The sequence below is a fragment of the Ectopseudomonas chengduensis genome (assembly GCF_900102635.1).
Lineage (GTDB): Bacteria > Pseudomonadota > Gammaproteobacteria > Pseudomonadales > Pseudomonadaceae > Aquipseudomonas > Aquipseudomonas chengduensis.
In genome coordinates, this window is the sequence record NZ_FMZQ01000001.1 from 579,214 (window position 1) to 604,826 (window position 25,613).

Here is a 25,613-nt window from a genome sequence, read left to right on the forward strand (position 1 = left end):
TTCAGCAGCGTGATTTTCGCGGCTGAAGCCGCTCCTACATGTTGTTCAGGCCATCTGCGCCAGGGTCTTGCGAAAGCGGCTCAGCGCCGCGACGAAGAACAGAGCGCCGATGCCGGCGATGGCCAGCATATAGGGCCAGACGATGGGCAGCCCCGCACCGCGATAGAGAATGGCCTGGGCTAGCGCGACGAAGTGAGTGGTCGGCGCCGCCAGCATGATCTGCTGCACCAGCTCGGGCATGCTCTCGCGTGGCGTGGTGCCGCCGGAGAGGATCTGCAGCGGCAGCAGCACCAGGATGATCAGCAGGCCCAGTTGCGGCATCGAGCGCGCTAGCGTGCCGAAGAAGATGCCCATCGAGGTGGTGGCGAAAAGGTGCAGCGCCGCCCCGGCCAGGAACAGAGCAATGGAGCCTTCGATCGGCACCTGCAGCCATCCCTGCACCACCAGCAGCAGTGACAGGGCTGCAGCCGCCAGCACCACCAACCCCATCGACCAGACCTTGGCCAGCATGATTTCCAGTGGCGTCACCGGCATCACCAGCAGGTGTTCCACGGTGCCATGCTCGCGTTCGCGGATCAGCGCCGCACCAGTGAGGATGATCGACAGCATGGTGATCTGGTTGATCACCTCCATCACCGAGCCGAACCAGGCGCGCGTCAGGTTGGGGTTGAACTGTATGCGCAGCGCCAGTTCGGCCGGCTGCTGCAGCTCGCCACGGTAGCGGCGGACGAACTCGGCCACTTCGCTGGCGCCGATGTTCTGGATGTAGCCGGCACCGGTGAAGGCCATGCTTACCTGCGTCGCATCGACATTGAGCTGGATTGCCGGGCTGCGACCGGCGAGCACGTCGCGCTGAAAGTTCGGCGGAATGTTCAGGGTAAAGGTGTAGCGCCCGGCATCCATGCCGCGATCCATCTCGCTCAGGTCGATGCGTTCCGGGGTACGGAAATAGGGCTCCTGAAAGGCCTGGATCAGGCGCTCTGAGAGTTGCGACTGGTCTTCGTCGACCACGGCGATGGCGGCGTTGTGCAGGCTCTCCGGCATGCTGGTGGCGGCCGAGTAAACGCCCATGCTGAAGGCCCAGAGGATCAGCAGTACCAGCGCCAGGTCATGCTGCAGGCTGCGCAACTCCTTGATGCCGAGGTGCAGGATATTGGCCAGGCGTTCCATCAGACCTCCTGTTTGCGCAGCAGGCTGGCGCTGAGCAGCGTCAGCAGCGGGATGGTCAGTGCCAGGGCGGCGAAGTAGCCGGCCAGGTCCTGCAGCTCCAGTGCCTTGGAGAAGATGCCGCGGCTGATCACCAGAAATTGCGAGGTCGGGTAGAGCTGGCCGATCACCGCGCCTGCGCCTTCCAGCGAGGCGACCGGGTAGATCAGTCCGGAGAACTGGATGGCCGGCAGCAGGGTGACGATGGCGGTGCCGAAGACCGCGGCGATCTGGCTCTTGGTGAAGGTCGACATCAGCAGGCCGAGGCCTGTGGCGCACGCCAGGTAGAGCAGGGCGCCGGCCAGCAGGGTCAGCGGGTTGCCCTTGAGCGGCACGTCGAACACGGTGACTGCCAGCAGCGCCAGGAGGATGAAGTTGAACAGGCCCAGGGCGATGTAGGGCAGTTGCTTGCCGAGCAGGAATTCCAGGCGGGTGACCGGGGTGACGTAGAGGTTGATGATCGAGCCCAGTTCCTTCTCGCGCACCACGCCGAGGGCCGTGAGCATCGCCGGAATCAGCATCAGCAGCAGCGGAATTACTGCCGGCACCATGGCCTTGAGGCTCTCCACGTCCGGGTTGTAGCGATAGCGCACTTCCAACTCGGCGGCGTTGGCTGCTTGCGGCTGCGGCGAACGCCGCGCCAGCTCGCTAAGGTAGTGCTGGTGCAGGCCGGTCACGTAGCCCTTGATGGTTTCTGCGCGGGTCGGCATGGCGCCGTCGATCCACATGCCGATCTGCGGGCTGGCGCCGCGCTTGAGGTCGCGGCCGAAGTTCGGCGGAATCTCCACCGCCAGGCTGATGTCTCCGTTGCGCAGGCGTCGTTCCAGCTCGTCGTAATCGGAGAGCGGCGTTTTCTCCAGGAAGTAGCGCGATCCGGACAGGTTCAGGTGGTATTCCTGGCTGGTGGTGGTCTGGTCGCGATCCAGCACGGCGAAGGTCAGGTCTTCCACATCGAGGCTGATGCCGTAGCCGATGATGAACAGCAGCAATACCGTGCCGAGCAGCGCCATGCCACCGCGAATCGGGTCGCGGCGTAGCTCCAGCGCCTCGCGGCGGGCGTAGCTGAGCAGGCGGCGCAGGCTGAAGCGCTGACGCTGCGCGGGTGGCGCCTGTTCCAGTGGCGGCACCTCGCTGACCGGTTGCACGCCGACGGCCTCCTGCAGGTAGGCGATGAAGGTGGCTTCCAGGCTGTCCAGCCCGCGTTTTTCCATCAGGCCTTGCGGCGTGTCGCTGTCGAGTACCTTGCCGGCGTGCATCAGCGAGATGCGATCGCAGCGCAGCGCCTCGTTCATGAAGTGGGTAGAGATGAAGATGGTCACGCCGTCCTGGCGCGACAGGTCGAGCATCAGTTGCCAGAAGCCGTCACGGGCGACCGGGTCGACCCCCGAGGTGGGTTCGTCGAGGATCAGGATCTCCGGCTTGTGGATCACCGCCACGGCCAGCGACAGGCGCTGGCGGATGCCCAGGGGCAGGCGTTCGGGGAGCATGTCCATGACCTCGCCGAGGTCGAAGCGTGCGGCCATCTGCGTCACACGCGGCTCGATCTCCTCGGCCGGGACATGGAACAGCTGGGCATGCAGTACCAGGTTCTGCCGAACCGTCAGCTCGCCATACAGGGAGAACGCCTGGGACATGTAGCCGACGCGCTTGCGCGTGGCCATGTCGCGCGGGTCGACTGCCTGGCCGAACAGCAGCGCCTCGCCCTCGCTGGCCGGTAGCAGGCCGGTGAGCATCTTCATGGTGGTGCTCTTGCCGCAGCCGTTGGAGCCGAGAAAACCGAAGATCTCGCCACGGCGGATGCGGAACGATACCGAGTCCACCGCGATGAAATCGCCGAAGCGCATGGTCAGGCCCTTGGCTTCGATGGCGATCTCGTTGCTGTCTTGCAGGGGTGGAATGACCACCTGCTGATGGCCGCGGCGGCGTTCCTCGGGCAGCAGGGCGATAAAGGCCTGCTCCAGGCTGACGCTGTTGGTGCGTGCGCGCAGTTCCGCCGGGCTGCCTTCGGCCAGCACGCGGCCGGCATCCATCGCCACCAGATGGTCGAAGCGCTCGGCCTCCTCCATGTAGGCGGTGGCCACCAGCACGCTCATCTGCGGGCGCTGCGTGCGGATGCGCGCGATCAGCTCCCAGAACTGGTTGCGCGACAGCGGGTCGACGCCAGTGGTCGGCTCGTCGAGGATCAGTAGATCCGGGTCATGAATCAGCGCGCAGCACAGCCCGAGCTTCTGCTTCATGCCGCCGGACAACTTGCCCGCTGGGCGCTCGCGGAAGGCCGCCATGCCGGTGCTGCGCAGCAGGTCGTCGATGCGCCGTTCGCGTTCGGCGGCGTCCTGGCCGAACAGGCGACCGAAGAAATCCAGGTTCTCGAACACCGACAACGTCGGATACAGGTTCTTGCCCAGGCCCTGCGGCATATAGGCGATATGCGGGCAGACGCGGCGACGATGGCGGGCATCGGCCATATCGCCGCCAAGCACTTCGATGTTGCCTTCCTGAAGCTTGCGCGCCCCGGCGATCAGCGCCAGCAGGCTGGACTTGCCGACGCCGTCCGGGCCGATCAGGCCGACCATGCAGCGGGCTGGCAGGGCCAGGTCGACCTGTTGCAGGGCGTGGGTCTGGCCATAGCGCAGGCCGACGCCAGCCAGGCGTGCGACCGGCGCGTTCATTGCGGAACCTTGATCGCCAGATGTGCAGGCCATTCAGCCTCAGGGTCGAGGCGCAGGTAGGCCATGCCGGGCACACCGGTCTTCACCTGCTGCAGGTGCTTGCTCAGCAGCTCGGGGTCGATGCGCGCCTTGACCCGGAACATCAGTTTCTCGCGCTCGCTGGCGGTTTCCACGGTTTTCGGCGTGAACTGGGCGACGCTGGCGACATAACTGACCTTGGCCGGGATCACGTATTGCGGCGCGGCGTCGATCACCAGGCGCACCTCGCTGCCCAACGCGACGCGGCCAGCCTGGCGCTCGGGCAGGAAGAAGGTCATGTAGACGTCGGTCAGATCCACCAGGTTGAGCAGCTTGCCGCCGGCACCGAGCACTTCGCCGGGTTGAGTGACGCGGTATTGCACGCGGCCGGCGCGTGGAGCCTTGAGCTGGCTGTCGTCGATGTCCACCTGCAGCCTCTCGACGCTGGCGCGGGCCGCTTCGGTCGCCGATTGCGCTTCGATGGCCTGCGACTGGGCTGCAGCTATGCCGGCCTCGGCCGAGCTGACCTGAGCGCGGGCGGCGGCCAGCGCGGCCTCGGCACTCTGCAGGCGGGCCAGATCGTCATCCAGAGTCTGCTGAGGCAGGGCGTTGCGCTTGACCAGCGTGGCGCTGCGCGCGTGACGTTTGCGCGCGGCATCCAGCTCAGCCTGGCGTTGGTGCACCACGGCCTCGGCGGCAAGTTTTTCGCTTTGACGCAGGCTGATCTGGCTGGCGGCGGTGATCTGGCCATTCTCTGCCTGGCGCAACTGGGCACGGGCCTGGGCCAGCTGGGCTTCGAGCACCTGGGTGTCCATGCGCGCGAGAATCTGGCCGGGCTCGACGAAGTCACCTTCGTCGACCTCGATGCTGGCGACGCGCCCGGCGAGTTTGGTCGCCACATCCACTTCGGTGGCTTCGATGCGCCCGTTACCGCTGGCGAAACCCTCGCCCAGCCCCGCCGGGCGCAGTTGCCACCAGGCTGCGGCCGCCAGCAAGGCCAGGCTGGCGGCGAACAGATAGGGCAGGCGGCGTTTTGCGTTGGTCATCTCGGCTTCCCTGTAGCGCCCCATGGCTGGAGGCTTTCACGACATTTCCATTGTCTGCCTGATGCGCCTCAGGGGCCTTGATGCAGGTCAAGCGCGGGGGGCTGCCACAGGCAGGTTCGGTTGCGACCCTCATGCTTGGCACGATACAGCGCCTGATCACCCTGGGCGAGCAGTTCGCCTGGCTGTTCGTCGCTCACTGGGTCGACCACCGTGATACCGATGCTCAGGGTCAGTTGGCCGAACGGGCTGGCCGGGTGATGGATATCCAGGCTGGCGATGGCTGCATGGACGCGCGCGGCGACCTGCTCGGCACCCTCCTGATTGGTGTTGGCGAGAATGATCGCGAACTCCTCGCCACCGTAGCGGCAGGCCGTATCGCCTTCGCGTTGCAGGCTGTCGCGCAGGGCTGCACTGACTCTGCGCAGGGCATCGTCACCGGCGAGGTGGCCGAGTGCATCGTTGTAGGCCTTGAAGTGGTCTATATCCAGCATCAGCAGCGCCAGGGGCGCGTCGAGGCGGCGCAGGCGGCGCCATTCGGCGAGCAGTTGCTGATCGAAGTAACGGCGGTTGTACAGCCCGGTCAGGCCGTCGAGCTGTGACAGGCGCTGCAGTTGCGCTTCCAGTTGCAGGCGCTCGCTGTTGTCGCGGGAAACGGCGATCAGGTATTCGCGGTCATGCAACTGCACCAGTTGGGTGTTGATTTCGGCAGGTTGGCGACTGCCATCGCGGCGGATCAGCTCGCGCTGGAATATCCGCGAGAGGTTGTCGCGCTGCGCCTGGCGCGCCTGCTCCAGCCAGCGGTGGAAGCCTGGCAGGAGTTTCTCCGGATCATCGCGCAGCAGCTCGGCGAACTGTTCAGGGCGATAGCCGAGCGTGGCGTAGGTGGCCTGATTCATGTGCAGCAGCTCGCGGGTGCCGCTGTCGAAGATGAACAGCCCGTCATGGCTGGAGTCGGTCAGGTCCAGCACCAGTTGTAGGCGCTCGCGGTTCTCGCGCAGGCGCTGCTCGGTCTCTTCGCGGCGTTCGGCCTCCAGCTTGAAGCGGCGGTTGGCCAGTTGCAGGGCATGGGCACGACGGCTGTTCTCCAGGGCCAGGGCCAGGGCGGCGACCAGTAGCAGGCTGATCGCCAGGCTGGCGCCGAGCACCACGCCGGGCAAGGGCGACTCGAGCTGGTCGAGCAGTTGCTCGGTGGGGCTCAGGCGCAGACTGAAGTCCTGGTTGTTGAGCAGACTCAGGCCCAGTTGCAGGCTGTGTCGCATATCGGTGTCCGCTGCGCCATGACGGAACAGGCTGTGGCTGTTCTCCAGCAGTTCGAGGTTAAAGGCTTCGCGATCGATCTGGGTGAGCAACTGCAGCATCAGCGGTTCGACGCGAAATACGCCCTGGAGGAAACCGTCGAACACCTTGGTGCCGTCATGTTCGCGGTACAGCGGTGTGTAGAGGACGAAGCCGCGTCCGCCCTGGACCAGATCGAAGCTGTTGGAGAAACGTTGTTCGCCGCTCTCGCGAGCCTCCATCGCCAGTGGGTAATTGGGGTGCTCCGGGTACAGGCGAAAATTCAGCGCCGCTTCGTTGCCGGCCACCGGTAGCAGCCAGCGCATGCGTAGATCGTCGCCGACCCACTGGATGGATTGATAGGCGGGAAAGCCTTGCAGTACGCGCTCCACCTCCTCCCCCCAACTGGCATGCGGCAGGCGGCCCAGGCTGTTCCACAAGCGGGCGATGCGTTCGAGGCTGGCCACCTCCAGGTGCAGCGTGCTCTCCAGCTGACGCGCCAGGCTGCGTGCCTGGTAGCCGATACGCTCATCGACACGCTGTTGCTGTACGGCCTCGATCTGACGCCAAAGCAGAACGCTGGCGCCGCTCAGCACCAGTAACAGGAATGCCAGCGCAAGTCGCGCCGGCCAGGGGGAGGATGCCGGCATGGAAAAACTCCTAAGCTCTGTGTGGTGATAGCACAGTGCCGCATGCGACTCAACGCATGGCGAGAATTGCTGTCCATTCGGCATCGCTCACCGGCATCACCGACAGGCGACTGCCACGTTGTACCAACGCCAGTTCGGCCAGTAGCGGATTGTTCTTCAGGTGCTGCAGCGCCAGCACCTCGTCGAAGGCTTCGACGAACTCGACGTCCAGAGCGCTCCAGGGGTTCTTCTCGGTACTGGCCTTGGGGTCGTGATAATGGCTTTGCGGATCGAGCGCGGTGGGGTCCGGGTAGATCTCGCCGGCAATACGTGCAATGCCGGCGATGCCGGGTTGCGGGCAGCTGGAGTGATAGAAGAAGAACAGATCGCCCGGTTTCATTGCGCGCATGAAGTTGCGCGCCTGGTAATTGCGTACGCCATCCCAGCGCGTTTTGCCCAGTCGTTGCAGGTCGTGGATGGACAATTCATCGGGTTCGGACTTCATCAGCCAATAAGGCATGAACTTTGCTCCTGCAGGTCTGTCCGTAAGCGGACGCTCGTTTGAGGGATATCTCCGACGGCCGGTTGGCGCCGGAAATTGCACAGTGCTTGGCGCTGACGGAAAATGCCCGGCTTAACGCTTGGCGCCGTCGTATTGCACACAACAATAACGCGCGACCAACGCGCGCATTGCCTTGAAGGGGGAGGCAATAGATGAAACGCAAGCCAGATCTTTTGTGGGTTCTCGTCGTACTGTTCAGTCTGGGCGTGGTTACCACGGGTTACACCCAGAGCCTTTGGGAGCGCCAGAGCGAAGCTCCGATCAATGTAACGCAGCAGCCCTGATTCGCGGACTGCCAGCGTAAGCGCCGCAGGGAACGCGGTGCCGCATCTTTCGATTCAATACCACGCCTTGTCCGTCACCGTTGCCTGCAAGGGCACGTCCCAGCTGGCCATCGCCAGTTCTTCCACGCGCTGACATTCATGCGCCAGGCCCAGTAGTGTCGGCATGTGCCAATTTTTGCGCATGCGCAGATAAGCCAGGCTGCGGTCGTAGAAGCCGCCGCCCATACCCAGGCGCCCGCCGCGATCATCGAAGCCCACCAGCGGTAGCAGCACCAGATCCAGTGCCCAGACCTTGCGTTGGCGCTTGGGCTGCGTGCGTGGTTCGAGGATGCGGAAGCGATTGCCCGCCAGTTTCTCGTGCTGGCTGACGCGCTGAAACACCATCTTGGTGCGCGGCCAGGCGCTGAGCACCGGCAGGTAGGTGTGTTTGCCGCGCTTGTGTGCGGCGGCCAGCAAAGGCCTTGGGTCGATTTCGCCATCGTTGGGCAGGTACAGGGCGATGTGCCTGGCGCGGCGAAACTGCGGGCTTTGTGCCAACTGACGATAGAGGTTACGCGCGGCAAGACGTTGCTGGCTGCGGCTGAGTGCACGTCGACGCTGGCGCAGCACGCGGCGCAGTTGCGGGCGACTGAGAGTGGCGGGCGTAGTCATGAAAGGAGGTTCGAACGAGGCGGGTAGCAGCGCTGAAGGTCACTGCTGGAAATGATGACTTCCCGGCGTGCCGCTGTCGGTTTAGCCCTTGAACCCGAAAGTTCAAGGTGGAGGTTGCAGGAGGCGTTAAGGCTTTCCGTCAGGCGGACATGCACACCGGCCCCAACGTGCAACCCCCGTGGTTGTGCGTATCGGCTCAGGGACATCACCGACTGGCGCACACCCCAGGAAGTTGCGCCCAGTATACCCGAACAGAGGGTCTGCGGGGCGGCCTGCGACGAACTGGCAGGCATGGCGGTACTCAGGAACTCGGATCGTCGGCCAGTGCATGGTCGACACGATCGAGTAGATCGCGCACCTGCTGGCGGGTGGAATTGGCGTCCTGATCCAGGCGCTGCTGCTTGTGCAGCAGGTCGTGGGTGATGTTCAAGGCTGCCATCACGGCGACACGGTCGGCACCGATCACTTTGCCGCTGGTACGGATCTCGCGCATCTTGCCGTCCAGGTAGCGAGCCGCACTTTCCAGATTGGCGCGTTCGTCCTGCGGGCAGGCGATGCAATATTCTTTGTCCAGAATGTGGACGGTCACGGTATTCGACTGGGTCATGAGTCCTGCTCCAGGGCTTTAAGGCGCGAAATCATCGATTCGACCTTGTGCCGGGCCATTTCGTTCTTTTCGATCAGATGGGCGCGTTCCTCACGCCAGGCCTGTTCATTCGCCAGCAGGAGTCGGTTGTGAGCCTTTAGCTGCTCGACACGCTGGATCAAGAGTTCCAGCTTGGCGGTCAATGCGTGCAGATCGGCGTCTTCCATGGGCTCTCGCTATGGGAGGGAATGGCTGGACTATATAGGCCTGTCCCGGCTACGGGTCAAACCACGGATAGCAGTGGTGTGATGCAGATGACGGCATCACTCCGGCGGCCTCGGATGGTCTTGGCGCGTCTGCCGGTGCTAGGATACGAGGCCTCCATTCTAGAGATTGCGCCGCCTGGCGCCTAGCTATCTATGTCGATTCCAAGCTCTCCCTACGCCGCCTTCGCCGCTTTGCTCAACAGCGCCGGGCATTCCGTTTCCCCTGCCGAACTGCACGGCCTGCTGCTTGGTCGCAGCTGTGCGGGCGCTGGCTTCGACGCCGATGCCTGGCTGCTCGACGCGGCCGACCTGCTCGGTGGCGAGCCGCAGGACAACGTGCGTCAGGCGCTGATCGGCCTGCAGGAAATGGTCAAGGGTGAGCTGTGCAGCGAAGACGTCACCGTGGTGCTGCTGTTGCCGGATGACGAAACCCCGCTGGCGCAGCGCGCGGTCGCTCTGGGTCAGTGGTGTCAGGGCTTCCTCGGTGGCTTCGGCCTGACCGCTCGCGACGGAGCACTGAGTGCCGAGGCCATGGAAGTGTTGCAGGATCTCTCCGCCATCGCCCAGGTGCAGAGTGCACTGGAAGAATCGGAGGATGGCGAGAGCGACTACATGGAGGTGATGGAGTACTTGCGTGTCGCGCCGCTGCTGCTGTTCACCGAGTGCGCCAAACCTGCGGCGCCTGCTGCCAAACCCTCCCTGCACTGATTTTTCGTCGGAGCCTGCCTTGATCAGCATCCCCAAGTCCGAATATGCCCGTCGGCGCAAGGCGCTGATGGCGCAGATGGAACCCAACAGCATCGCCATTCTGCCGGCGGCGCCGGTGTATATCCGCAACCGTGACGTCGAGCATGTCTACCGTCAGGACAGCGATTTCCAGTACCTCACCGGTTTTCCCGAGCCGGAAGCGGTGATGGCGCTGATCCCTGGGCGCGAGCACGGTGAATATGTGCTGTTCTGTCGCGAGCGTGATCCCGAGCGCGAGTTGTGGGATGGCCTGCGTGCCGGCCAGGACGGTGCGATCAGCCAGTTTGGCGCCGACGATGCTTTCCCCATTGGCGATATCGACGACATCCTGCCGGGGCTGATCGAAGGCCGCGAACGTGTCTATTACGCCATCGGCAGCAATCAGGAGTTCGATCATCGGCTGATGGAGTGGGTCAACCACATCCGCGCCAAGGCGCGCCAGGGCGCCATGCCGCCAAACGAATTCGTCGCCCTCAACCACCTGCTGCACGACATGCGCCTGTACAAATCGGCCGCCGAAGTGAAGGTGATGAAGGAGGCTGCCGAGATCAGTGCGCGCGCTCATATCCGTGCCATGCAGGCGAGTCGCGCCGGCCTGTTCGAATATCACCTGGAAGCCGAACTGGACTACGAATTCCGCAAGGGTGGGGCGAAGATGCCGGCCTATGGCAGCATCGTCGCCGCCGGCCGCAATGCCTGCATCCTGCACTACCGCGAGAATGACGCGGCGCTCAAGGACGGCGATCTGGTGCTGATCGACGCCGGCTGCGAGATCGACTGCTACGCCAGCGACATCACCCGCACCTTCCCGGTCAGCGGTAAGTTCTCGCCCGAGCAGAAGGCCATCTACGAGCTGGTGCTCAAGGCCAACGAGGAGGCATTCAAGTTCATTGCTCCAGGCCGGCACTGGAACGAGGCCCATGAGGCCACCGTGCGGGTGATCACTGCCGGCCTGGTGGAGCTGGGCTTGCTCGAGGGTGATGTTGACGAGCTGATCGCCAGCGAAGCCTACAAGCCTTTCTATATGCATCGCGCCGGCCACTGGCTGGGCATGGATGTGCATGACGTCGGCGACTACAAGGTCGGCGGGCAGTGGCGCGTGCTGGAGGTCGGCATGGCGATGACCGTCGAGCCAGGCATCTATATCGCCCCTGACAACGACAAGGTCGCCAAGAAATGGCGCGGCATCGGCGTGCGCATCGAGGACGACGTGGTGGTGACCAAGACGGGCTGCGAGATTCTCACCAACGGTGTGCCCAAGACCGTTGCCGAGATCGAGGCATTGATGGCGGCCGCGCGCACCGAGGCGGCCTGAGCCCATGTCACGCGTACAGTTGGCCATTATCGGCGGCGGCCTGGTGGGTGCCAGCCTGGCACTGGCCCTGCAGGACACGGCGCGTCAGCGTGGTTGGCGCATCGCCCTGATCGAACCCTTCGCCCCGGGCAGCGAATACCAGCCCAGCTATGACGCGCGCTCTACCGCGCTCTCCTATGGCAGCCGGTTGATCTACGAGCGCCTGGGCCTGTGGCAGAGCATTGCCCAGCGGGCCGAGCCGATTCAGCAGATTCATGTTTCCGACCGCGGCCGCTTCGGCGCCACGCGCCTGCAGGCCATCGAGGAAGGCGTACCGGCGCTCGGTTACGTAGCTGAGAACGCCTGGCTCGGCCATTGTCTGTGGCAGGCGCTGGATGCGGATGTGATCGAGTGGCGTTGCCCGGCCGAAGTGGTCGGCATGCAGCGTCTCGACGACGGCTATCGCCTGACCCTGAACGACGAAACCTGCCTCGACTGCGACCTGGCGATTCTCGCTGATGGTGGGCGTTCCGGCCTGCGTGAGCAGCTTGGTATCGGCGTCAGCAGCAAGCCTTATGGGCAGAGTGCGCTGATTGCCAACGTCAGCCCGCTGGAGGCGCACCGCGGGCAGGCCTTCGAGCGCTTCACCGATGACGGCCCGATGGCGCTGCTGCCCTTGAGCGATAACCGCTGCGCACTGGTCTGGACGCGCGCCGCGGCTGACGCCGAACGTCTGTTGCGCGCCAGTGAGGCCAGTTTTCTCAGCGAGTTGCAGCAGGCCTTCGGTTATCGCCTGGGCGCCTTGCGCCAGGTGGGTGCGCGGCATCTCTATCCGCTGAGCCTGGTCGAGGCGCAGGAGCAGGTGCGTCCGCATCTGGTGGTGCTGGGCAACGCCGCGCACAGCCTGCACCCCATCGCCGGCCAGGGCTACAACCTGTCGCTGCGCGATACTCTGGCGCTGGCCGAGGTGCTTATCGATAGCGAGGCAACACTGGGCGATTTCGCCACCCTGCAGCGTTACCAACAAAGGCAACAGCTCGATCAGCAAATGACCGTCGGCTTCTCCGACCAGGTGACGCGCCTGTTCAGCAACGCGCAGCCGCTGCTGACTGCCGGGCGCAACCTGGGTTTGCTCGGCCTCGACCTGCTGCCGCCGGCCAAACGCTGGTTCGCCCGTCAGGCCATGGGCATGGGAACCCGCAATCTATGATCAGCTCCGCAGAGTGCGCTGTGCGCACCTATAGGGAGTCATGATGCGCACAGCGCAACCTGGGGTTTAAGGAGTGATATGCGAGCGGATCTGATCATCGTCGGCGCCGGTATGGTTGGCAGTACCCTGGCCTTGGCGTTGGAGCACTGCGGTCTGGATATCCTGATTGTCGACGGCAGCCCGCTGAGCGTGGCGCCGTTCGATGCCCGGGCGCCGTTCGAGCCGCGTGTCAGCGCGCTGTCGATGGCCAGCCAACGCATTCTCGAACGCCTGGGCGCCTGGCAGGGCATCGCCACTCGGCGTGCCAGCCCCTACGGCGAGATGCGCGTCTGGGATGGCTCTGGCACCGGCAGCATCCACTTCGCTGCGGCCAGCGTGCATGCCGAGACGCTTGGCCATATCGTCGAGAATCGTGTGGTGCAGGATGCCCTGCTCGAAAGGCTGCACGACAGCCAGATCGGTCTGTTGCCTGGCGCGCGCCTGGAGCAGCTGCGCCGCTCCGGCGATGACTGGCTGCTGACGCTTACCGATGGTCGCCAACTGCGCGCACCGCTGCTGGTCGCGGCCGACGGCGCCAACTCCGCGGTGCGTCGCCTGGCCGGCTGTGCCACGCGCGAATGGGATTATCTGCACCATGCCATCGTCACCAGCGTGCGTTGCGAGCGACCGCACCAGGCCACTGCCTGGCAACGCTTCACCGACGATGGTCCACTGGCCTTCCTGCCGCTGGCAGGGCCTGCCGGCGAGCATTGGTGCTCGATCGTCTGGTCGACTGTGCCGGTCGAAGCCGAGCGCTTGATGGCGTTGGACGACGAGGCTTTCTGCGTCGAACTGGGCAAGGCTTTCGAATCGCGCCTGGGCATGGTGCTGCACGCCGACCGTCGTCTGTGTATCCCGCTGCGCCAGCGTCATGCCAAGCGTTATGTCGAGCCTGGGCTGGCGCTGATTGGCGATGCTGCGCACACCATCCATCCGCTGGCGGGGCAGGGCGTCAACCTGGGTTTCCTCGATGCCGCCGTGCTGGCCGAGGTGCTGCTGCATGCCGCTGAACGCGGTGAGCACCTCAGCGATGAGCGCGTGCTGAGCCGTTTCGAGCGTCGGCGCATGCCGCACAACCTGGCGATGATGGCGGCGATGGAAGGTTTTCAGCGCTTGTTCCAGGCCGACCCGTTGCCGCTGCGCCTGCTGCGCAACGTCGGTCTCGACCTGGTCGACGGCCAGGCCGAGGCCAAGGCGCTGTTCGTGCGTCAGGCGCTTGGGCTGGCCGGCGACCTGCCGGAACTGGCGCGAGCCTGAGCTGACGCAACTTGTAATAACTGCTGCGTGTCGTCTCGCTGTTTACGTTGAGAAGGCAAATAACATTCACTACTATTCAGCCACTTTGCTCACCCACAAGAGGCTGGTCCCATGAAGGCTCGCAACGCGCTTCTCGCTGCATTCACCCTCAGCACCCTGGCAACCGCCGTTCAGGCTGCTGATGAAGTGGTGGTCTACTCCGCCCGTATCGACGAGCTGATCAAGCCGGTATTCGATCTCTACACCGAGAAGACTGGGGTCAAGGTGAAGTTCATCACCGACAAGGAAGCCCCGCTGATCGCCCGTCTCAAGGCCGAGGGTGCCAACACCCCGGCTGACCTGCTGATTACCGTCGACGCCGGCAACCTCTGGCAGGCCGAACAGGAAGGCGTGCTGCAGCCGACCAAGTCCGACGTGATCGACGCCAACATCCCCGCCCAGTACCGCTCCAGCACCGACAGCTGGACTGGCCTGTCGCTGCGCGCGCGGACCATTTTCTACTCCACCGAGCGCGTCAAGCCGGAAGAGTTGTCCACCTACGAAGCCCTGGCTGACAAGAACTGGGAAGGCCGCCTGTGCCTGCGCACCAGCAAGAAGGTCTACAACCAGTCGCTGACCGCCACCCTGATCGAAACCCATGGCGCCGAGAAGACCGAGGAGATCGTCAAGGGTTGGGTCAACAACCTGGCCACCGACGTATTCCCGGATGACACCGCGCTGCTGCAGGCCATCGACGCCGGCCAGTGCGACGTGGGCATCACCAACACCTACTACTACGGCCGTCTGCACAAGCAGCAGCCGGATCTGAAGGTCAAACCTTTCTGGCCGAACCAGGACGACCGTGGCGTGCACGTCAACCTGGCCGGTGCCGGTGTGACCAAGCATGCACCGCATGCCGAGCAGGCCAAGAAGCTGCTGGAGTGGATGACCACCCCGGAGGCACAGAGCATCTTCGCTGGCGTCAACCAGGAGTTCCCGGCCAACCCGGCGGTCGCACCGTCCGATGAAGTGGCTGCCTGGGGCAGCTTCAAGGCTGACTCGATCGCTACCGAAGTGGCGGGCAAGCGTCAGGCTGAAGCGACCATGCTGATGGATCGCGCCGGCTGGCAGTAAAGGGGATCGCGCCCACGCTTCGGCGTGGGTACGTCGCCAGTGACGCCCCGGCCTATTGGCTTCTGACGCTGGAGCGTCGAGAGCTGCATTTCCACGCGGAGCGCGGGAACGATCATCGACGAGCACAGCGCTGCCGTTATACTGCGACGCCCCGCCTAGCCGGGGCGTCGTCATTTGCGTAGTCGAGGAATCCGCGTGCCGCATCCCGTCCAGCGTCGCTGGTACCCCATCGTCCTTGCCGTCGCCGTTCTGGTGCTGATGCCGTTGTCGGTATTGCTGCTGAGCTGGCATGAGGTGGATCAGCAGATCTGGTCGCACTTGTGGCAGACACAGATGGCGCGGCTGATTGGCAACACGCTGACGCTGGTGATTGGCGTCGGTGTGGGCGTGACACTGCTGGGCGTCAGCCTGGCCTGGCTCACCAGCCTTTGCGAGTTCCCGGGTCGGCGCTGGCTGGACTGGGCGCTGATGCTGCCCTTCGCCATTCCCGCCTATGTCCTGGCCTTCGTCTTCGTCGGCCTGCTGGATTTCGCCGGCCCGGTGCAGACGCTGCTGCGCGAATGGTTCGGCAGCGGCTTGCGCTTGCCGCGCGTGCGCTCCACCGGTGGTGTGATCATCGTGCTGGTGCTGGTTTTCTACCCCTACGTCTACCTGCTCGCCCGTGGCGCGTTTCTGGCCCAGGGCAAGGGCCTGATGGAGGCAGCGCGGGTGCTCGGGCAGAGCCCCTGGCAGGCGTTCTGGCGGGTGGCGCTGCCGATGGCGCGACCGGCCATTGGCGCCGGTCTGGCCCTGGCTATCATGGAAACCCTGGCCGATTTCGGTGCGGTGTCGGTCTTCAACTTCGACACCTTCACCACGGCGATCTACAAGACCTGGTACAGCTTCTACAGCCTGACCAGTGCCACCCAGCTGGCCAGCCTGCTGCTGCTGGCGGTGGCGCTGGTGCTCTATGGCGAGCGCCGTGCGCGTGGCGCCGCGCGGCCAGCCAACGAGCGGCCGCGGGGCAAGGCGCTGTACCACCTGCATGGCTGGAAGGCCGTCGCCGCCAGCGCCTGGTGCGGCCTGGTGTTCGCCTGTGCCTTCGTCATCCCGCTGCTGCAACTGCTGGCCTGGTTCTGGCAACGCGGCCGCTTCGATCTCGATGAGCGCTACGCCGGGCTGATTCTGCATACCCTTTATCTGGGTGGCATGGCGGCGCTGATCACGGTGAGCGTGGCCATGCTGCTGGCCTTTGCCCGGCGTCAGGCGCCGAATCGCGGCGTGCGTTTCGGTGTGGCGCTGGGCAACCTCGGCTATGCCTTGCCGGGTTCGGTGCTGGCGGTGGCGATCATGCTGGCGTTCAGCTTTCTGGATCGTGAACTGGTGATTCCGCTGTCCACGGCATTGGGCGGTGCCGGCAAGCCGCTATTGCTGGGCAGCCTGGCGGCGCTGCTGGTGGCTTATCTGATCCGCTTCATGGCGGTGGCGTTCGGGCCGCTGGAAACCAGCCTGGCGCGTATCCGTCCTTCCCTGCCGGAGGCTTCGCGCAGCCTGGGCGTTGGCAGCTTCGGGCTGTTCTTCAAGGTCTACTTGCCACTGCTGCTGCCGGGTACCCTGTCGGCTGCGCTGCTGGTATTCGTCGATGTGCTCAAGGAAATGCCGGCGACCCTGCTGATGCGCCCGTTCGGCTGGGACACCCTGTCGGTGCGGGTATTCGAAATGACCAGCGAAGGCGAATGGGCGCGCGCCTCGCTGCCGGCGCTGACCCTGGTGCTGGTCGGCCTGTTGCCGGTGATCCTGCTGATCCGCCGTTCGGCCCGCGGTTTCGGTTGATCAAGACAACGATGTAGGGCGGGTGCAACCCGCCAGTGTCGGGGCATGGCGGGTTGCACCCGCCCTACGACCTGAAGCCAGGATGACCCCCCGGACGCATGCGGCTACAATGCGCGCCATTCGCGAGCCGGGGTAACCCGGCGGACGTGCCGAGAAGCGTAAGCGAGGCCGCCAGTGCAAGGCGCAGGCAGGTGAAAAAGCGGAGTGTGCTTTTGCACATGAGCATTTTGAGCCTGGCTGCAACGCAGCAATGGCAACGCAGCTAGCTTCTCGGGGGTCTGAATCGCTTCGCCAAGCCCGGAAGGAGATAACCCATGGGACAGCGCACCCCCCTCTATGACCTGCACCTGGCACTGGGGGCCAAGATGGTGGATTTCGGCGGCTGGGACATGCCGCTGCACTACGGTTCGCAAGTGGAGGAGCATCATCAGGTGCGCCGCGAGTGCGGCGTGTTCGATGTCTCGCACATGTGCGTGGTGGACGTGAGCGGCAGTCAGGCGAAGGCCTTCCTGCAGCGTCTGCTGGCCAACGACGTGGCCCGCCTGGAGAGCCCCGGCAAGGCGTTGTATAGCGCCATGCTCAATGAGCAGGGCGGGGTGATCGACGATCTGATCGTTTACCTCACCGAGCAGGGTTACCGCCTGGTGGTCAACGCTGGTACCCGTGACAAGGACCTGGCGTGGATGCATGCCCAGGCGAGCGATTTCGATGTGCAACTGCGCGAGCGTCGCGATCTGGCCATGCTCGCCATTCAGGGGCCGAAGGCGCGCGCACGCGTTTCCGAACTGTTGAGCCAGGCACGTGCCGCACTGATCCACGAGCTCAAGCCATTCCAGGGCCTGCCCGAGGGGGACTGGTTCATCGCGCGTACCGGTTATACCGGTGAAGATGGCCTGGAAATCGTGCTGCCGGTGACCGAGGTGGCGTCCTTCCTCAACGACCTGGTCGGTGCTGGTATTTCGCCTATCGGCCTTGGCGCCCGTGACACCCTGCGCCTCGAGGCGGGTATGAACCTCTACGGCCAGGACATGGATGAACAGGTCAGCCCGCTGGCCGCCAATATGGCCTGGACCATCGCCTGGGAGCCAGCCGAGCGCGACTTCATCGGGCGCCCGGCGCTGCAGGCGCAGCGCGCCGCCGGTTGCCCGAGCAAGCTCGTTGGCCTGGTGCTGGAGGAGCGTGGCGTGCTGCGCGCACACCAGGTGGTGCGCGTCGAAGGTATCGGTGACGGTGAGATCACCAGCGGCAGCTTCTCGCCTACGCTGAACAAATCCATCGCGCTGGCACGGGTGCCTGCAGCCACTGGGGATCGTGCCGAGGTGGAGATCCGCGGCAAGTGGTTCCCGGTGCGGGTGGTCAGGCCAGGTTTCGTGCGCAACGGTAAAACTCTTATCTGAATCATCAGGTCGCGGTGCTGGCTTCCCCTGGCGCCGCGGCCTGCTAAATTGTCCTGACGGCCCACTTGCCGTCATCGCTTACGAGGAAAGACACATGAGCAATATCCCCGCCGATCTGCGTTATGCCGCCAGCCACGAGTGGGCGCGCCTGGAGGCTGACGGCAGTGTGACCGTGGGCATCTCCGACCACGCCCAGGAAGCCCTTGGTGACGTGGTGTTCATCGAGCTGCCGGAAGTTGGCAAGCAGCTGAACGCCGGCCAGGAAGCTGGCGTGGTGGAGTCGGTCAAGGCTGCTTCCGACATCTATGCGCCAGTTGGCGGCGAAGTGATCGCCATCAACGAAGCACTGGCCGACAGTCCGGAAAGCGTCAACAGCGATCCGTACGGCAGCTGGTTCTTCAAGCTCAAGCCAAGCGATGCCAGCGAGCTGGACAAGCTGCTGGACGCGGCAGCCTATCAGGCTGCTGCTGACGCCGACGCCTGATTCATCTGGCCTCGACCCGGAAACCCGCTACGGCGGGTTTCTGCGTTTCTGGGCTCCGCTAATGAATTCGCTTGTAGGGCGTCAGTGGTAGCCCGAATGTAATCCGGGGAGTGACGATACCCCTTGTGGGAGGCGCTTCAGCGGCGAGCTCTTGTCGCGGCTAAAGCCCCTCCCACGATTGTGCATGCATCGATTGATGCAGATAGGCGCGCTCCTGTAAGGCCTGTTCAATCCCCTCCTTAACCGCTGGTCAGTTGGGCTGACACTTATTCAAAATACAATATATAAAAATACATATTGTTTGGAGTGAAGGTGTCCCATGGATGAACCCATCGATATCCAGCAGCTGCGTGCCAATGCCGACGCTGCCGGGCAGTTGCTCAAGGCATTGGCTAACCCTGATCGCCTCCTGCTGCTCTGCCAGCTGTCGCAGGGTGAGCGCAACGTCAGTGAGCTGGAGGCGCTGCTTGGTATCCAGCAGCCCACGCTGTCCCAGCAACTGGCCGTGCTGCGTCGTGAAGGGCTGGTGGCAACCCGTCGCGACGGCAAGCAGATCTTCTATCGCATCAGCAGCCCGGCGGCGCTGGCCGTGATCGAAACCCTGTATCGGCTGTTCTGCGGGGGCCAGCAATGAGCATCGACTGGGCCAGCTTCACCCCCTGGACGGCCTTGGCCGGTGGCGCGCTGATCGGTCTGGCCGCCGCCATCTTTGCCCTGGCCAATGGCCGCGTGGCCGGTATCAGCGGTCTGCTCGGCAGCCTTCTGCAGCCAGGCGCAGAAGGGCGCGGCGAGAAGGCATTTTTCCTCCTCGGCCTGCTGTTGGCGCCGCTGCTGTGGGGGCTGTTCGGCGCCTTGCCAGCGATCAGCTTCGATGGCGGCGCGCTGTCGCTGATTGGCGCCGGTTTGCTGGTGGGCATCGGCACGCGCTACGGCTCTGGCTGCACCAGCGGCCATGGCGTATGTGGCATCTCGCGTCTATCTCCGCGCTCCATGCTGGCCACCCTGTGCTTCATGGCCACGGGTTTCGCCACGGTCTTTGTTCTACGTCATCTTCTGGGGGGCTGAACATGGCCAGACTGAGCGCATTCTTAGCCGGTCTACTGTTCGGCCTCGGCCTGCTGCTGGCCGGTATGGCCAACCCGGCCAAGGTGCTGGCCTTTCTCGATCTGGCCGGTAACTGGGACCCGTCTCTCGCCCTGGTGATGGTGGGTGCCATCTGCGTGGCGGCGTTGCCGTTGCACCTGGCGCAACGGCGCGCCTGGGCACTGCTCGGCGGCGCCATGCAGTTGCCGACGCGTCGTGACCTCGATGCTCGCCTGATTGGTGGCAGCCTGCTGTTCGGCGTCGGTTGGGGTATCGCTGGCATCTGTCCGGGGCCGGCCGTTGCCATCCTGCTGACCGGGCACTGGCAGGCCCTGCTGTTCGTCGCGGCGATGCTCGCCGGGATGCTGATCTTTACTGCGCTGGAAGGCCGGCGCGGACGTTGACCTGGAGAGCCTCGATCAAAGCCAATGTTGGAACGCTCGAGCGCAGTCTGCGCATCGCCGCAGGCCTGATTCTTATCGCACTGAGCCTGGCCGGTGTCATCGGTCTGTGGGGCTGGATCGGTGTGTTACCACTGGCGACCGGCATCTTGCGCTTCTGCCCGGCGTATCCACTGCTGGGTATCAACACCTGCAAAATGAAATGAAACATATCCACTGAGGTGGCATGCATGTGCGGCTTGATGTAGATCAAGTCGCCCCGGGTTTGCGCTGGGCATGGTCAGGACATAACCAGAACAGCCAATACCTGAGGAGATACACACATGCGCACTCTGAGCCTGATGGCCGGGTTGTGCCTGGGCGCCAGCGCCTGGGCCAATGTACCGGGCAACGAACCCGTCGAGCCTATCGCAGCGGCCGAGATCACCGATCCGGCCAAGGTCGAACTGGGCAAGCAGCTGTTCTTTGACCCGCGCCTGTCGCGCTCGGGGTTCATTTCCTGCAATTCCTGCCACAACCTGTCGATGGGCGGCAGTGACAACCTGCCGAGCTCCATCGGTCATAACTGGCAGCAAGGGCCGATCAATTCGCCCACGGTGCTCAATTCCAGCCTCAACCTCGCGCAGTTCTGGGACGGCCGCGCTGCCGACCTCAAGGAACAGGCTGCCGGCCCCATCGCCAACCCGATGGAGATGGCCTTCACTCACATTCTCGCCATCGACGTGCTGCGCTCGATCCCGCAGTACCGCGAGTCGTTCAAGGTCGTGTACAAGACCGACGAGATCACCCTGGATGAAGTGACCGACGCCATCGCCGAGTTCGAAAAGACCCTGGTCACACCCAATTCGCGCTTCGACCTATGGCTCAAGGGCGACCAGCAGGCCATTACCCAGACCGAACTGGAGGGCTACGAGCTGTTCAAGTCCATCGGCTGCGTCGCCTGTCACAACGGCCCGGCGCTGGGCGGCAACTCGTTCCAGAAGATGGGGCTGGTCGAACCCTATGAAACCAGCAATCCGGCCGAGGGGGTGGCTGGCCTGACCGGCAAGGACGCCGACCGCTTCAAGTTCAAGGTGCCGACCCTGCGCAACGTCGAACTGACCTATCCCTACTTCCACGACGGCGCCTACTGGAAGCTGGAGGAGTCGGTAGACATCATGGCGCGCTTGCAGCTGGGTCGTAAGCTGAGCGAGGAGGAGATCGGCAAGATCACCGCCTTTCTCAAGACCCTGACCGGCGAGCAGCCGAGCTTCGCCCTGCCGATCCTGCCGCCGTCGAACAACGATACGCCGCGGCCGCAGCCGTTCGAGTGAGTTGGCGCTAACGAAAACGCCCAGCATGTGCCGGGCGTTCATAGATGTAGGGCGGGTGAAACCCGCCAGCAGCGGTGCGGGTTACGCCCGCCCTACATGGTTCAGCGCCCTTGCGGCGCCGGCTGCTGCTGGGTGATGCAGTGGATATTGCCACCACCGAGCAGAATCTCGCGGCCCGGCACCATCACCACGCGATGCTCGGGGAAGATGCGCTGCAGAATCGCGCGGGCTTCCTCGTCCTTCGGGTCATCGAAGCTCGGCGCGACGATGCCGCCGTTGACGATAAGGAAGTTGACGTAGGAGCCGGCCAGGCGAACCTCCGGGCTACGCTCCTGGCTGCCGTCGACGATGTCGACGCCCGCGCATTCTTCTGCGGTGGCGTGGATCGGGCCAGGGATCGGCATCTTGTGCACGGTCAGCTGACGGCCCTTGGCGTCGCGTGCGCTTTCCAGCACACGCATGGCGGCCTGGCAGCGCGGGTAGTTGGGATCGTTCTGATCGTCGGTCCAGGCCAGCAGCACCTCGCCTGGGCGCACATAGCAGCAGAAGTTGTCGACGTGGCCATCGGTCTCGTCGTTGTACAGGCCGTCGGGCAGCCAGATCACCGTGTCGATGGCCAGGTGCTCGCGCAGCACGGCCTCGATCTCTTCGCGCGACAGGTGCGGGTTGCGGTTCTTGTTCAGCAGGCACTCTTCGGTGGTGATCAGGGTGCCTTCGCCATCGACGTGGATTGAGCCACCCTCGAGCACGAAACCTTCGGTGCGATAGCGCTTGCAGCCTTCGATCTCGAGAATCTTGCGCGCCACCTGGTCGTCACGCAGCCAGGGCCAGTACAGGCCGCCGTCGAAGCCGCCCCAGGCGTTGAAGGCCCAGTCCACTCCGCGCACTTCGCCGCTGGCGTTGGTGACGAAGGTCGGGCCGGTGTCGCGCACCCAGGCGTCGTCGGTGGTGATTTCCACCAGACGGATGTTGGCGTCGTCCAGGCGCGCGCGGGCATTTTCGTACTGCGCTGCGGACACGCAGATGGTCACCGGTTCGAACTGGGCGATGGCCTTGGCCACCGCGGCGAAGGCGGCCTGTGCCGGCTTGCCGCCGTTGCGCCAGTTGTCCGGGCGCTCGGGCCAGACCATCCAGGTCTGGCTGTGCGGTGCCCACTCGGCGGGCATGTGGAAACCATCGGCGCGTGGCGTGGTGTTCAGCGTGGTCATGTTTCACCTGTAGCCCGGATGCAATCCGGGGAGTCGTGAGAAAAAGCCCCGGATTGCATCCGGGCTACGTTCATTCGGATGGGGTTTCACCATCGAGCGTGGAAAGCGGCCAGTATAGGTTCGGCCGGCGGTCGCGGAACACACCCCAGGCGGTGCGCACCTTCTCCAGCTCGGTCAGATCGAAGCTGTGCACCAGCACGCCTTCCTCGGTCTGGTTCAGCTCCTCGACCTTCTCGCCGAACTGGTTGGCGATGAACGAGCTGCCGTAGAAGGTGATGTCATAGCCGTCCTGTTCTTCGCGGCCGATGCGGTTGCTGGCCACCAGCGGCATCAGGTTGGCGCCGGCATGGCCCTGCTGCACACGCTGCCAGTGATCGCGCGAGCTGATGTTGGCATCATGCGGCTCGCTGCCGATGGCGGTCGGGTAGAAGAGGATTTCCGCGCCCATCAGCGCCATGCTGCGCGCGCATTCCGGGAACCACTGATCCCAGCAGATGCCGACACCGATGCGGGCATAAGCGGTGTCCCAGACCTTGAAGCCGGTATCGCCCGGATTGAAGTAGTACTTCTCGTGGTAGCCGGGGCCGTCCGGGATATGGCTTTTCCGATAAATACCGAGATTGCTGCCGTCGGCATCGATGATGGCGATGCTGTTGAAGCGCGCGCGGCCGGCGCGCTCGAAGAAGCTGATCGGCAGCACCACCTGCAGCTCGGCAGCGACCTTCTGGAAGTGCTGGATGGCCGGATTTTCTGCCACCGTGGTGGCCAGCTGGGTGTAGTCGGCGTTCGGTTTCTGGCAGAAGTAGGGCGCCTCGAACAGCTCCTGGATCAGGATGATCTGGGCGCCCTGGGCTGCCGCCTGGCGCACCAGCCTCTCGGCGTTGGCGATGTTCGCGGGGGTATCCCAGGAGCAGGCCATCTGGGTCGCGGCGACGGTAACGATACGGGACATGAAGCACCTCTTGGCTCGTTCGCAGGCCGCTCCGGCGGCCCATTCAGAGTGCCGTGGCTGAACATCGACCAGGGCGGGATGTTCGATTTATATCCGATAAATATCGGCATTAGAAGGTGCTTTGGTCGATTTGGCGAAATTAATGCGATTTTTATCGAATTAAATCCATATGCGACGCAGCGGCTCCGTGTGCGCCAATCAACTATGGGGCGAGGAATTGGGGGCTTGGCTTCGGTGGCCTGGCGATCTCTACACGGGGATTACGCCAGCGGCGCAGGTCTCTTTGGCAGCGCGGACGGCAGATACAGGCCCAGGTAGGCATCGAAAACGCGCATGCCTTCCTCGGCCAGGCGTGGTGTGATTTCGCCATGCAGTTGCACGGAGCGTGCGTAGACGCGATCACCCAGCTCCATGGCCAGGGCGAATACATCGATATCCGTCGGTAATTGCGGCAGGGGGAAGTGGCGCTCGAACAATGCTTGCATCAGGCGGCTCAGTTCGATGTCGTGCTGGTGGTCCGCTTGAGTGACTTCGGCCAGGCCGTGCTGGGCGAGGATCAACTGGCGCGCCGCGGCGTCGCGCGCGTAGATGCCCAGCATGCGTTGTTCGACGATACGCGACAGGTCATGCCAGGTGTTCAGGCTGGCATGCTCGACGGGTTCCTGCAGGCAGGCGCGAAAGGCTGCGTGCACGTCCGCGGTCAGCCCTTCGAGCAGGGCCGGTACGCTGGCGAAGAAGTGGTAGACCGAGGAGGGTGGAATCTTCGCGTGCTCGGCCACGGTGTAGATCGACAGATTGGCCACGCCTTGCTCGGCCAGCAGTTCGCGTGCTGCAGCGAGAATCACGGCAATACGTGCCTGGCTGCTGGCGCGCGGTTTGCGGGTGCTGGCGGGGCGCGACATGGTGAGCTCCTCGGTGGGCGAGGTGCTATTGGACGTCAGGCGGTATTGGCGAGGCAAGCCTCGCCATCTGCTCAGCTGCCGTCGCGGAAGCGCTGCCAGACGTTGTTGCGTACCTGGGCATGTTTCTCCGAGAGAACCTCCAGTGGATACAGGCGGCGCTTGGTGTCCTGATCCGGATACAGGCCGGGCTGCTGCAGCAGGGCGCTGTCGATGAACTGTGCAGAGCTGGCATTGCCGTTGGGGTAGAGCGTCTCGGCGGTGATCTGGGCGATCACCTGCGGCTGCATCAGGTAGTCGATGAAGCGGTGAGAGAGATCGGGGCGGCTGGCGTTGGCGGGAATCACCAGGTTGTCGACGAACAGTACCGAGCCCTCGTCCGGTACCACGAAGCGCACTGGCTGGCCGGCCTGGGCTGCGGCCAGGGCATCGCCGATCCAGGCCATGGCCAGGCACAGGTCGCCGCTGTTGAGATCTTCGATATAGCGTTCGCTGTCGACGTAGCGCAGGTTCGGGCGCAGGGCGTCGAGTATCTCTCCGGCGCGCTCGACGCGGCTCGGGGCGCTGCGTGCCAGGCTGCGGCCCTGGTAGTTGAGCAGCAGCGACAGGGTTTCATCCGGCGCATCCAGCACGCTGATGCCGCAACTGGCCAGGCGCTTGCTCTGTTCGGCGTCGAACAGCAAGCTCCAGCTGTCCGGCAGGGGGCCACCATAGGCGGCCTCGGCTCGGGGGGTATTGATTGCCAGGCCAACCGCGCCCCACAAGTAGGGGACGGCGTGCTGGTTCTGCGGGTCGACCGCAGCCAGCTTGCTCAGCAGTTGCTTGTCCAGGTGCGTGCGGTTGGGCAGCAGGTTGAAATCCAGCGGGCGAATGCGGCCGCTGGCGATCAGCCCTGGCAGGTCGTTGTGCGAGGGTACGGCGATGTCGATGGGCTGACCGCTTTCCAGCACTTGCGCCAACTCTTCGGCGCTGGCGAAGGTGTGGTACTCGACTTCGATGCCGGTGTCGCGGGTGAAGTTCTCCAGCACCTGCGGCGCGATGTAATCGTTCCAGTTGTAGACACGGATGCTGTCGGCGGCCTGAGCCAGGCCGCAGCTCAGGCCTAGCAGGATGGCGGCAAGAGCGCGTTGCATGAGTAACTCCCCGATTGATCAAAGCAACAGTATCCGGCGGTCTTGTTCGCCGGGGTTTGATGCATGTCAGCGCAGTCGC

Annotated in this window: 26 protein-coding genes and 1 other RNA gene; 14 read left to right on the forward strand and 13 right to left on the reverse strand. The window is 64.2% G+C overall.

Translation table 11 applies throughout. The features are described 5' to 3' along the window. Positions 1-45 precede the first annotated feature (45 nt). The 5 genes from BLS08_RS02690 to BLS08_RS02710 are packed head-to-tail and all read right to left on the reverse strand — an operon-like array spanning position 46 to position 7,363. Positions 46-1,170, reverse strand: coding sequence for an ABC transporter permease (locus BLS08_RS02690; protein ID WP_017678350.1), 1,125 nt, complete (start codon positions 1,168-1,170; stop codon positions 46-48). Then, positions 1,170-3,875: a ribosome-associated ATPase/putative transporter RbbA gene (gene rbbA / locus BLS08_RS02695; RefSeq protein ID WP_055984530.1), complete on the reverse strand. Its 2,706-nt coding sequence runs from the start codon at positions 3,873-3,875 to the stop codon at positions 1,170-1,172. The genes BLS08_RS02690 and rbbA overlap by 1 nt, the downstream gene beginning before the upstream one ends. After that, a complete protein-coding gene (locus BLS08_RS02700) occupies positions 3,872-4,963 on the reverse strand; it encodes an HlyD family secretion protein (protein ID WP_017678352.1) in 1,092 nt (363 codons plus the stop codon). Before BLS08_RS02700 ends, rbbA begins: the two co-directional genes overlap by 4 nt. A 44-nt stretch (positions 4,964-5,007) precedes the next feature. Then, positions 5,008-6,864 (reverse strand): sensor domain-containing diguanylate cyclase, encoded by a 1,857-nt coding sequence (locus tag BLS08_RS02705; RefSeq protein ID WP_017678353.1) that lies wholly within the window; start codon positions 6,862-6,864, stop codon positions 5,008-5,010. A 49-nt stretch (positions 6,865-6,913) separates the two neighbouring features. Next, a complete protein-coding gene (locus tag BLS08_RS02710) occupies positions 6,914-7,363 on the reverse strand; it encodes an EVE domain-containing protein (protein WP_003458645.1) in 450 nt (149 codons plus the stop codon). A 194-nt stretch (positions 7,364-7,557) separates the two neighbouring features. On the opposite strand from BLS08_RS02710, the gene BLS08_RS26680 reads away from it, so the two are divergent. After that, positions 7,558-7,689 (forward strand): hypothetical protein, encoded by a 132-nt coding sequence (locus BLS08_RS26680; protein WP_003458646.1) that lies wholly within the window; start codon positions 7,558-7,560, stop codon positions 7,687-7,689. Between the two features lie 54 nt (positions 7,690-7,743). On the opposite strand, the gene BLS08_RS02715 is transcribed toward BLS08_RS26680, so the two are convergent. The 4 genes from BLS08_RS02715 to BLS08_RS02730 all read right to left on the reverse strand — a co-directional run bounded on the left by BLS08_RS02715 (position 7,744) and on the right by BLS08_RS02730 (position 9,153). After that, entirely contained in the window at positions 7,744-8,340 is a 597-nt protein-coding gene (locus BLS08_RS02715) for a 5-formyltetrahydrofolate cyclo-ligase (RefSeq protein WP_017678354.1), read from the reverse strand. Positions 8,341-8,395: 55 nt separating this feature from the next. After that, positions 8,396-8,574: non-coding RNA, 6S RNA (gene ssrS / locus BLS08_RS02720), on the reverse strand. Between the two features lie 67 nt (positions 8,575-8,641). Then, positions 8,642-8,947, reverse strand: coding sequence for a cell division protein ZapA (locus BLS08_RS02725; RefSeq protein ID WP_017678355.1), 306 nt, complete (start codon positions 8,945-8,947; stop codon positions 8,642-8,644). Next, positions 8,944-9,153: a TIGR02449 family protein gene (locus tag BLS08_RS02730; protein WP_003458652.1), complete on the reverse strand. Its 210-nt coding sequence runs from the start codon at positions 9,151-9,153 to the stop codon at positions 8,944-8,946. Before BLS08_RS02730 ends, BLS08_RS02725 begins: the two co-directional genes overlap by 4 nt. Positions 9,154-9,345: 192 nt before the next feature. On the opposite strand from BLS08_RS02730, the gene BLS08_RS02735 reads away from it, so the two are divergent. The 13 genes from BLS08_RS02735 (at position 9,346) to BLS08_RS02795 (ending at position 21,342) form a co-directional block, all read left to right on the forward strand. After that, positions 9,346-9,900, forward strand: coding sequence for a YecA/YgfB family protein (locus BLS08_RS02735; protein ID WP_017678356.1), 555 nt, complete (start codon positions 9,346-9,348; stop codon positions 9,898-9,900). A 19-nt stretch (positions 9,901-9,919) separates the two neighbouring features. After that, positions 9,920-11,254 (forward strand): Xaa-Pro aminopeptidase, encoded by a 1,335-nt coding sequence (gene pepP / locus BLS08_RS02740; RefSeq protein WP_017678357.1) that lies wholly within the window; start codon positions 9,920-9,922, stop codon positions 11,252-11,254. A gap of 4 nt (positions 11,255-11,258) precedes the next feature. Continuing rightward, a complete protein-coding gene (ubiH, locus tag BLS08_RS02745; RefSeq protein WP_017678358.1) occupies positions 11,259-12,443 on the forward strand; it encodes a 2-octaprenyl-6-methoxyphenyl hydroxylase in 1,185 nt (394 codons plus the stop codon). A gap of 78 nt (positions 12,444-12,521) precedes the next feature. Further along, entirely contained in the window at positions 12,522-13,739 is a 1,218-nt protein-coding gene (locus BLS08_RS02750; RefSeq protein WP_017678359.1) for a 2-octaprenyl-3-methyl-6-methoxy-1,4-benzoquinol hydroxylase, read from the forward strand. Positions 13,740-13,850: 111 nt separating this feature from the next. Then, positions 13,851-14,852: an extracellular solute-binding protein gene (locus BLS08_RS02755; protein ID WP_017678360.1), complete on the forward strand. Its 1,002-nt coding sequence runs from the start codon at positions 13,851-13,853 to the stop codon at positions 14,850-14,852. Positions 14,853-15,047: 195 nt separating this feature from the next. Further along, a complete protein-coding gene (locus tag BLS08_RS02760; RefSeq protein ID WP_055984525.1) occupies positions 15,048-16,664 on the forward strand; it encodes an ABC transporter permease in 1,617 nt (538 codons plus the stop codon). Positions 16,665-16,978: 314 nt separating this feature from the next. Beyond that, positions 16,979-18,061 carry a glycine cleavage system aminomethyltransferase GcvT gene (gene gcvT, locus BLS08_RS02765; protein WP_055984524.1) on the forward strand — a complete coding sequence of 361 codons (1,083 nt, stop codon included), beginning with the start codon at positions 16,979-16,981 and terminating at the stop codon, positions 18,059-18,061. Positions 18,062-18,155: 94 nt separating this feature from the next. Continuing rightward, a complete protein-coding gene (gene gcvH, locus BLS08_RS02770) occupies positions 18,156-18,545 on the forward strand; it encodes a glycine cleavage system protein GcvH (RefSeq protein ID WP_017678363.1) in 390 nt (129 codons plus the stop codon). A gap of 319 nt (positions 18,546-18,864) precedes the next feature. Beyond that, positions 18,865-19,179 carry an ArsR/SmtB family transcription factor gene (locus tag BLS08_RS02775; RefSeq protein WP_017678364.1) on the forward strand — a complete coding sequence of 105 codons (315 nt, stop codon included), beginning with the start codon at positions 18,865-18,867 and terminating at the stop codon, positions 19,177-19,179. Beyond that, the gene (locus BLS08_RS02780; RefSeq protein ID WP_017678365.1) at positions 19,176-19,610 is read left to right on the forward strand and encodes a YeeE/YedE family protein; all 435 of its coding nucleotides are present in this window, start codon (positions 19,176-19,178) and stop codon (positions 19,608-19,610) included. The genes BLS08_RS02775 and BLS08_RS02780 overlap by 4 nt, the downstream gene beginning before the upstream one ends. A gap of 2 nt (positions 19,611-19,612) precedes the next feature. Then, positions 19,613-20,032, forward strand: coding sequence for a DUF6691 family protein (locus BLS08_RS02785; RefSeq protein ID WP_017678366.1), 420 nt, complete (start codon positions 19,613-19,615; stop codon positions 20,030-20,032). Between the two features lie 14 nt (positions 20,033-20,046). Further along, positions 20,047-20,235, forward strand: a complete 189-nt coding sequence (locus tag BLS08_RS02790) for a YgaP family membrane protein (RefSeq protein ID WP_026088717.1) — start codon at positions 20,047-20,049, stop codon at positions 20,233-20,235. A gap of 117 nt (positions 20,236-20,352) precedes the next feature. Continuing rightward, positions 20,353-21,342, forward strand: a complete 990-nt coding sequence (locus BLS08_RS02795) for a cytochrome-c peroxidase (RefSeq protein ID WP_017678368.1) — start codon at positions 20,353-20,355, stop codon at positions 21,340-21,342. Positions 21,343-21,443: 101 nt separating this feature from the next. On the opposite strand, the gene aguA is transcribed toward BLS08_RS02795, so the two are convergent. From aguA to BLS08_RS02815, 4 genes are all read right to left on the reverse strand, one after another. Beyond that, the gene (aguA, locus tag BLS08_RS02800; RefSeq protein WP_017678369.1) at positions 21,444-22,550 is read right to left on the reverse strand and encodes an agmatine deiminase; all 1,107 of its coding nucleotides are present in this window, start codon (positions 22,548-22,550) and stop codon (positions 21,444-21,446) included. 70 nt (positions 22,551-22,620) lie between these two features. Continuing rightward, a complete protein-coding gene (aguB, locus tag BLS08_RS02805; protein WP_017678370.1) occupies positions 22,621-23,502 on the reverse strand; it encodes an N-carbamoylputrescine amidase in 882 nt (293 codons plus the stop codon). 260 nt (positions 23,503-23,762) lie between these two features. Next, a complete protein-coding gene (locus tag BLS08_RS02810; protein ID WP_017678371.1) occupies positions 23,763-24,404 on the reverse strand; it encodes a TetR/AcrR family transcriptional regulator in 642 nt (213 codons plus the stop codon). Between the two features lie 71 nt (positions 24,405-24,475). Next, a complete protein-coding gene (locus BLS08_RS02815; protein ID WP_017678372.1) occupies positions 24,476-25,534 on the reverse strand; it encodes a polyamine ABC transporter substrate-binding protein in 1,059 nt (352 codons plus the stop codon). Positions 25,535-25,613: the final 79 nt, after the last annotated feature.